The sequence below is a fragment of the Longimicrobium sp. genome, from assembly GCF_036387355.1.
GTDB lineage: Bacteria > Gemmatimonadota > Gemmatimonadetes > Longimicrobiales > Longimicrobiaceae > Longimicrobium.
In genome coordinates this window covers 1-6,460 of the sequence record NZ_DASVTX010000224.1, presented here as the reverse complement: position 1 = coordinate 6,460, position 6,460 = coordinate 1, and the positions used below count along the sequence as shown (strand labels likewise).

At 70.4% G+C, this 6,460-nt stretch carries 7 protein-coding genes; 3 read left to right on the top strand and 4 right to left on the bottom strand.

The annotated features are described in order from the left end of the window. Window positions 1–488: 488 nt before the first annotated feature. Entirely contained in the window at window positions 489–818 is a 330-nt protein-coding gene (locus VF665_RS09900) for a hypothetical protein (RefSeq protein WP_331053259.1), read from the bottom strand. Between the two features lie 280 nt (window positions 819–1,098). Here VF665_RS09900 and VF665_RS09895 point away from each other — a divergent pair, with 280 nt between their 5' ends. Together VF665_RS09895 and VF665_RS09890 are read left to right on the top strand one after the other, a co-directional pair. Then, window positions 1,099–1,575, top strand: coding sequence for a hypothetical protein (locus tag VF665_RS09895; protein ID WP_331053258.1), 477 nt, complete (start codon window positions 1,099–1,101; stop codon window positions 1,573–1,575). An 84-nt stretch (window positions 1,576–1,659) separates the two neighbouring features. After that, the gene (locus VF665_RS09890) at window positions 1,660–2,058 is read left to right on the top strand and encodes a hypothetical protein (RefSeq protein ID WP_331053257.1); all 399 of its coding nucleotides are present in this window, start codon (window positions 1,660–1,662) and stop codon (window positions 2,056–2,058) included. Between the two features lie 395 nt (window positions 2,059–2,453). On the opposite strand, the gene VF665_RS09885 is transcribed toward VF665_RS09890, so the two are convergent. Continuing rightward, entirely contained in the window at window positions 2,454–3,221 is a 768-nt protein-coding gene (locus VF665_RS09885) for an SDR family oxidoreductase (RefSeq protein ID WP_331053256.1), read from the bottom strand. A 534-nt stretch (window positions 3,222–3,755) separates the two neighbouring features. Here VF665_RS09885 and VF665_RS09880 point away from each other — a divergent pair. Next, window positions 3,756–5,180, top strand: a complete 1,425-nt coding sequence (locus tag VF665_RS09880; protein WP_331053255.1) for an MATE family efflux transporter — start codon at window positions 3,756–3,758, stop codon at window positions 5,178–5,180. A 92-nt stretch (window positions 5,181–5,272) separates the two neighbouring features. Here the strand turns inward: VF665_RS09880 and VF665_RS09875 are convergent, their stop codons facing one another. Then, entirely contained in the window at window positions 5,273–6,043 is a 771-nt protein-coding gene (locus VF665_RS09875) for a hypothetical protein (RefSeq protein ID WP_331053254.1), read from the bottom strand. Window positions 6,044–6,149: 106 nt separating this feature from the next. Continuing rightward, the coding region (locus VF665_RS09870; RefSeq protein WP_331053253.1) for a DUF5694 domain-containing protein at window positions 6,150–6,460 on the bottom strand (311 nt) is incomplete at its 5' end.

Here is a 6,460-nt window from a genome sequence, read left to right as displayed (position 1 = left end):
CGTGCTGCGCACGACGACCCTCTCCCACGAACCGATGTGGGAGAGGGAGCACACCCCAGAAGCGCGCGGAACTCCGGATTGCGAATGCAGTTGAAGCCCGGATCGTGGACGCGTCAGCGGCCGCGAGTCGGGGCTTCCCGGTGTCAGAGCGGCGGATTCATCCGCTCAGGAGGGCACGAGGCCGCCCCAATCGGTTGTACTGCGAATCCCGCGTGGGCTCTCCCCCGGCCCCTCCCCGTGCAAACTGCCGCACGGAGAGGGGAGAACATCATCGGCAACCCGCGGCCGCGTGCAGGTGAAGTCTCCCCGTCTATTTGGGGAGACTTTCCGCCGTTGTTGCGGCGACTTCAGTCGCTCAGCCGGGCGGCCACGATGATCTCGGCCGACACCGATCCGCGCTCACACCAACAACCCTCCCCCGGCCCGTTCTGGGGGAGGGTGGGCGAGTCATGCGAGCCCGGGTGGGGGCCGGCTTGGGCCGCCGGCCCTTACTGCTTCGCCGAGTCCGCCGTCGTGGCGCCGCTCACGTTCCCCACCGGACCCGTGGCGCCGCTCTGCACCGGCCCGCCCATGGCGCCCTGCGTCTGCGCGATGCTGTCGGCGCTTGGGTCCGTGGCCGGGCCGGACGAAGAGGACGCACCCACCGTCCCCACGGGCGGCGTCACCGGCGTAATGTTGGTGCCCGCCGACATGCTGTCGGGGCGGCTGGAGGCCTGGTTTGCTTCGTCGGGCACCTGGTGACCGCCGGAGCCGTCGCAGGCGGCGAGCGCAAAACCGGCGGTCAGAACAACGGCGGACAGGGTACGCAGCCTGGACATCGGCACCTTTCGGGCAGAAACGGATGGATGAGCCCCGGTCGTCGGGGCGGGCCGCAACCGCATCCGTCGTACCACCCGGCGAGCATGCGTGCGCCCGCTGCGTTCCACGGCCGTCGATTGTGGGCCCGCGCTGGCCCGAAATGCGCCCGAAACCCTTGCGGACATCCCGCGGATTCCGCAAGCTTGGCGGTCCGGGCGCGCACGCGTGCGCTCCGCCCCCGCATCCACTCCCCATCCCCACCGGCCCCGCGCCCCGCGCACCGGCTCCGCACCCCCGCTCATGGCCAAGCACATCCCGCTGACGGACCAGGAACTGTACGAGATCGAGGCCCTGGCCTGCGACGCCACCCCCGGCCCGTGGGAGCCGCAGGTGGTGCTGGACTACGTGACGGGCGAAAGCGCCCGCGTGGTGGTGCACGCGTCCGAGACGGACAGCGAGCTGCACTACGTGGTGGAGCGCGAAATGGAGATGTCGGAGGCGGACCAGCGCTACATCGCGGCCATGCATCCGGACGCCGGGCTGCGGCTGGTGCGCGAGATCCGCCGGCTGCGGCGCGTGGAGGAGCGGATGGACTCGCTGTGCTCCGTGCTGCAGCACCTGAACTCGTTTCTGGAGCGGCGCGGGCTGGTGGCGCAGGCGCAGCGGTTCGTGGAGGTGCGCGCGCAGCTGGAGCGCATTCAGCCCGATTCGTTCAACGCGGCGCCCCAGGACCCCACGGCTCCCACCCGCCGCGAGCCGGCCGCTTCCCTCGCCTGATCTGCCGGGGCGCCCGTACGGCGCCCCGTTTTTGTACCGCGGACCGGCACCCACGCACCAGACTGGCGATCGCGCCGCACCCTGATGTCAGCAACTCGCGAAATCCGGCTTCCCGACCGCTTCTACCTTCCGCGCACCGACTCGTCCGGGCGCGAGATTCACGACGTGATGCCGTGGGAGGGCGCGCTGCGCTACGCCACGGACGGCGAGCGGGTGGGGATCCAGTTTCAGGACGGCCGCGTGGTGTGGCTGGGCGACGCGCGAAGCACCGCTGAAGCGCTTGCCGACGACGGCCCCGCGGTGTCCGCCAGCTTCGCCGAGGATTTCGAGGGGGTGAACCTGGATGCGCTCGTGGGCGGGCTGCGCGAGTACATGGAGCGGCATCCCATCCTCAAGTCCGTGTGGGAGGATGATGTGGCCCAGCTGGATTCCCTGCGCCGCACCCCCGCCCGTCGCAGCCCGCTCCCCGACGAGGCCGCATAGTCGCCGGATCGGCTGAGGTGGGATGGATGAAGATCGGCCCGGCGCCTGAGTGGCGCCGGGCCGATGTTGTTTCCGCCGCCGCCGCGCCGGTGCAGAGTCCGCCAACAGACGCGATCAGGTAGATTCGGCACGGGCCTCCGCATCGGCGCGGGAGGCGATGTGCCCCTCCGCGAAAACGCGGAAAACTCAGCGCGAGCGCCCGCCATCGGCACCGCTTGCCCCAGTGCGCCCCGGACGACCACGGACTCGCTGGCGGCAGAAGATGCGAGGTTCTGCACCGGAGCATCCGCCCCGTGCGGGTGAAGTCCCCCGGCTGTTTGGGGGACTTTCCGCCGTTGTTGCGGCGACTTCAGTCGCTCGCCGCAGAGCCGTCTCCTGCTGACCGCCGACGCCAATCAGGGCATCGTCAGCCCGCCATCGACGGCGATGTACTGGCCGGTGGCGAAGCCCAGCAGGTCGGACGCGAGGGCAGTGACCGCGCGGGCGATGTCATCGGGCTGGCCCAGGCGGCGCAGCGGGGTGGAGCCGCGCACGATCTCCTGCACCTCCGGCGTGGTGGGCTCGGAGGCCGCGGTAGTCATGATCAGCCCGCCGGCGATCATGTTGACGGTGACGTTCTCCGGCCCCAGTTCTGCCGCCAGGTTGCGGCTGAAGCCCAGCATGGCGCTCTTGGCCGTGGTGTAGGCGTGGTACTGCACCACGGGATGCGTGATGAGGTTGGTGAGGATGTTCACGATCCGCCCGCCGCCGCGCGCGCGGAAGTGCGGAAGCACCGCCTGGCAGGTGTGGACGGCCGCGCGCACCGTCCCGTCGATCTGGTCCTGAAAGCCGTCCCAATCCATCCGCTCGAACGGAACGTTGGCGACCGGATCGAACCGGTAGTTGTGCAGCGCGTTGTTCACCAGCACGTCCACCCCGCCGAACTCCGCGGCCAGGCGGTCTGCCATCATCCGCACCGCGTCCCCGTCGCGGACGTCGGCGGCGAGCGCCACGGCCCGCCCGCCCGCGGACTGGATGGCCGCGACCACCTCGCCCGCGGCGGCCTCACTGCGGTAGTAGTTGACGCCCACCGCCGCGCCCTGCGCCGCCAGTTCCCGCGCGATGGCGGCCCCGATCCCCCGCGACGCGCCCGTGACCAGCGCGACCTTTCCGTTCAGCAGCATCCGTCTTCTCGTCTGATTGCAAGTCATCGCCGCGAGCACCCCCACCCGCCCGTGGATCCGCATCCATCGATCCAAAGTAGCGCGATGCCGGCCCGCACCGACACCCATCGACAGCGACCGAGCGGAAGAAGCCTCCCCGCAGAACTCCGCGACCGATGCCGAAGGCTGCGCTCGCGCTGAGTTTTCCGCGTTTTTTGGAGGGGTACCTTGCGGGTTTCGACGCGGCGCATCCATCCATCCGACCGAGTCAGCCCGCCGAAACAGGTGGTGCCCGGCGCTCCTCATCCACCGCAGGCCTGCAACGCCTCGCGCTCGTCCCCATCATCCCCGGTGAGATGACCTGCCGCCGAGCGATCGTGCGCGTTACCGCGCCGCGGCCGGACGACACACCACCTGCCGCGCGTCCGTTATCCCAGCCAGCCCACGCGCCGACGCAAGCCGCCCATGGCTGGCAGGAGTATTGCCCGCCGCGCGCACTCTGAACTGGCCGGGAGGCGCGCGCGCCTCCCGTTTTCTCGCTCCGACCTCGCCGGAATGGCACAGCCGTCGTCCCAGAACCTGTTGGAAGGCCCCATCCTGCGCTCGCTGCTCACGCTGGCGCTGCCCATCGCCGCCGCGAACATCCTGCAGGCGGCATATCAGCTGAACGACGCGTTCTGGGTGGGGCGGCTGGGCGGCGCGGCGGTGGCGGCCGTTTCGGTCACGACGCCCGTGGTGTTCCTCACCATTGCGGTGGGCGCGGGGCTGGCCATCGCCGGGTCCACGCTGATCGCGCAGTACTTCGGCGCGCGCAACCAGGAGATGGTGAACCACATCGCCGCGCAGACGCTGCTGATGATCGTCATCGTCTCGGCGGTGCTGGGCACGCTGGGCTTTCTGGCCACGCCGGCGCTGCTGCGGCTGATGGGCGTGGCGCCGGAGGTATACGCCGGCGCGCTGGGATTCATGCGGATGTCGTTCGTGGGGCTGGTGTTCAACTTCTTCTTTTTCATGTTCCAGTCCATCATGCGCGGCGTGGGCGAGGCGCGCTTTCCCGTGCTGATCGTGCTGGGTACGGTGATCCTGAACTTTGCGCTCAATCCGCTGTTCATCTTTGGCTGGGGCCCCGTTCCCGCCATGGGCGTGATGGGCGCGGCGGTGGCCACGGTGGGGACGCAGAGCCTGGCCGCGGCGATCGCGCTGGGCGTGCTGCTGCGGGGAAAGCACGGCGTTCACCTGGCGTGGCGCGACTTCCGCCCGGACTTCGCGTATATCAAGCGGGCGTTCTTTCTGGGCCTGCCCGCCTCGGTGGAGCAGTCCGCCCGCGCGCTGGGGCTTACGGTGCTCACCTTTCTGATCACCAGTTTCGGCACGCTCACGGTGGCGGCGTACGGCGTGGGTTCCACCATTCTGCAGGTGGTGATGATCCCGGCCATGGGGCTGTCGATGGCGGTCAGCACGCTGGTGGGGCAGAACATCGGCGCGGGGAACATCGGGCGCGCGGCGCAGATCGGGCGGCTGGGGGCGTGGCTGGGGTTCGGCATCCTGTCCGGCGTGGGAGTGATCGTGTTCCTCTTCGCCCCCGCGCTGGTAGGCTTCTTTGTTCCGGGCGACGCGCAGGTGATCGCGGCGGGATCGGTGTTTCTGCGCACCGTGGCGCTGTCGTGGGGCTTTCTGGGCGCGCAGCTGTGCATGACCGGGGTGCTGCGCGCGTCGGGAAACATGGTGATGACCATGCTGCTGACGCTGATGTCGCAGTGGGTGCTGCAGTTTCCGTTGTCGTACGTGCTCAGCAAACACACGGCGATGGGTGCGCGGGGCATCTGGTGGGCCATCCCCATCACCTACGTCGTCACCGTGCTGGTGACACTGGCCGTGTACGCGCGCGGAGACTGGAAGCGGAAGCGCCTCACCGAGCCGGAGGAGGAACTGACGGACCAGGTGACGGCCGAGATCCTGTCCAGCGAAGGCCGGCGCTGACCCGGAGCGGTCGAAGCCGCGGAAACGAAGAAAGCCTCACGACGCGTCGTGAGGCTTTCTTCGTTTCGAACCGCGAGGCGTCCCGGCGCCCGTCAGCGGGCGAGAATGGCGGCGGCGCGCTGTCCGGCGGCTTCCAGCGCTTCAAAGGGAATCAGCCGCCCGCCCGCGACGTCGTAGATGAAGGCGCGCTGCCGCATCGGCTCCGCGCCGCGCGCGCCCTGCACGGGCTCCATCGCGTAGACGAGCATGCGGCCGGGGCGGATGGCCGCGTACTCGGTCACGCGCAGCGGCGGGCGCACCACGGCGCGCAGGTTGCGGCCGTCCAGCCCGCTCACGTACAGGCTGCGCGGATCGCGCTCGTCCAGCCGCCCGTCCTTGTTGCCATCCTCCAGCGCCACCTCGTACGCGATCCAGTCCTGCGCCGGACCCTCGTTCCGCGGGGGATACGCGGCGCCCTGCTCCGCGCCGTCGCCAGGAACGTCCACCACGCGGATGTACGCCGGCCGGTCCAGCAGCAGCCGCGCGCCCTGGTCATCGACGAACACCAGGTTCACCGTGGGCCCCTGCGCGCCGCCGGACGATCCGTAGCTGTAGCTCCCGCGGCCGCCCTCGGACGTGCGGTACACGCGGATGATGCGCGTGGCCGAGCCGCGCACGCTGTCCGGCAGGCTCAGCCGCAGCAGTTCCGGCGCGGGGGCCGGCGTGCCCGCCTCGCGCGCCACGCGCACCGCGTCCTCGCTCGCGCCGCGGGTGCCCATCCACCCCGCGATTGCGACGACGCCCAGGACGACGGCAAGGCCCAGCACGAGCACGCCGATGGCCAGCCAGATGCCTCGCAGCGTGCGGTCCAGGTTCAGCTTCATGGGGCGGGGGAGGGAAGGGAGAAGCGGCGGTGCGGGCGTGCAAAGTGAGGCGGGGCGCGGCTCCCGGCAAGCCGCCGCGCCCCGGTTCGGTAGCGGAGGATGACGGTCAGCGCGCCGGGCGGATGCGGAAGCGCTCCAGGTACGGGTCCGCGCGCACCAGGTCGTAGTCCGGCGACTCGTCCACAAAGCGGCGCAGCAGCGGCCCGTGGCCGGAGCCCATGATCACCAGCACGCGCTCGCCGGGCGCCGCCACCCGCGTGATGTTGACGAAGATCTTGAGGTTGCGCTCGTACCACCCCGCCACCATGTCGGCGCCGATGTACGTCGTGTCGCGGCCGATGGGGGCGAACAGCAGGTACATCATGTCGAGCGAGTCCATGCGGGCGCTGTTGTCCAGCCGCAGCGACTCGCCGAGGG

Excerpts from the sequence above, each read along its gene's own strand:
- VF665_RS09885 (WP_331053256.1), bottom strand. The coding sequence starts at position 3,221 with ATGCTGCTGAACGGAAAGGTCGCGCTGGTCACGGGCGCGTCGCGGGGG.
- VF665_RS09895 (WP_331053258.1), top strand. The coding sequence starts at position 1,099 with ATGGCCAAGCACATCCCGCTGACGGACCAGGAACTGTACGAGATCGAG.
- VF665_RS09890 (WP_331053257.1), top strand. The coding sequence starts at position 1,660 with ATGTCAGCAACTCGCGAAATCCGGCTTCCCGACCGCTTCTACCTTCCG.
- VF665_RS09875 (WP_331053254.1), bottom strand. The coding sequence starts at position 6,043 with ATGAAGCTGAACCTGGACCGCACGCTGCGAGGCATCTGGCTGGCCATC.
- VF665_RS09900 (WP_331053259.1), bottom strand. The coding sequence starts at position 818 with ATGTCCAGGCTGCGTACCCTGTCCGCCGTTGTTCTGACCGCCGGTTTT.
- VF665_RS09880 (WP_331053255.1), top strand. The coding sequence starts at position 3,756 with ATGGCACAGCCGTCGTCCCAGAACCTGTTGGAAGGCCCCATCCTGCGC.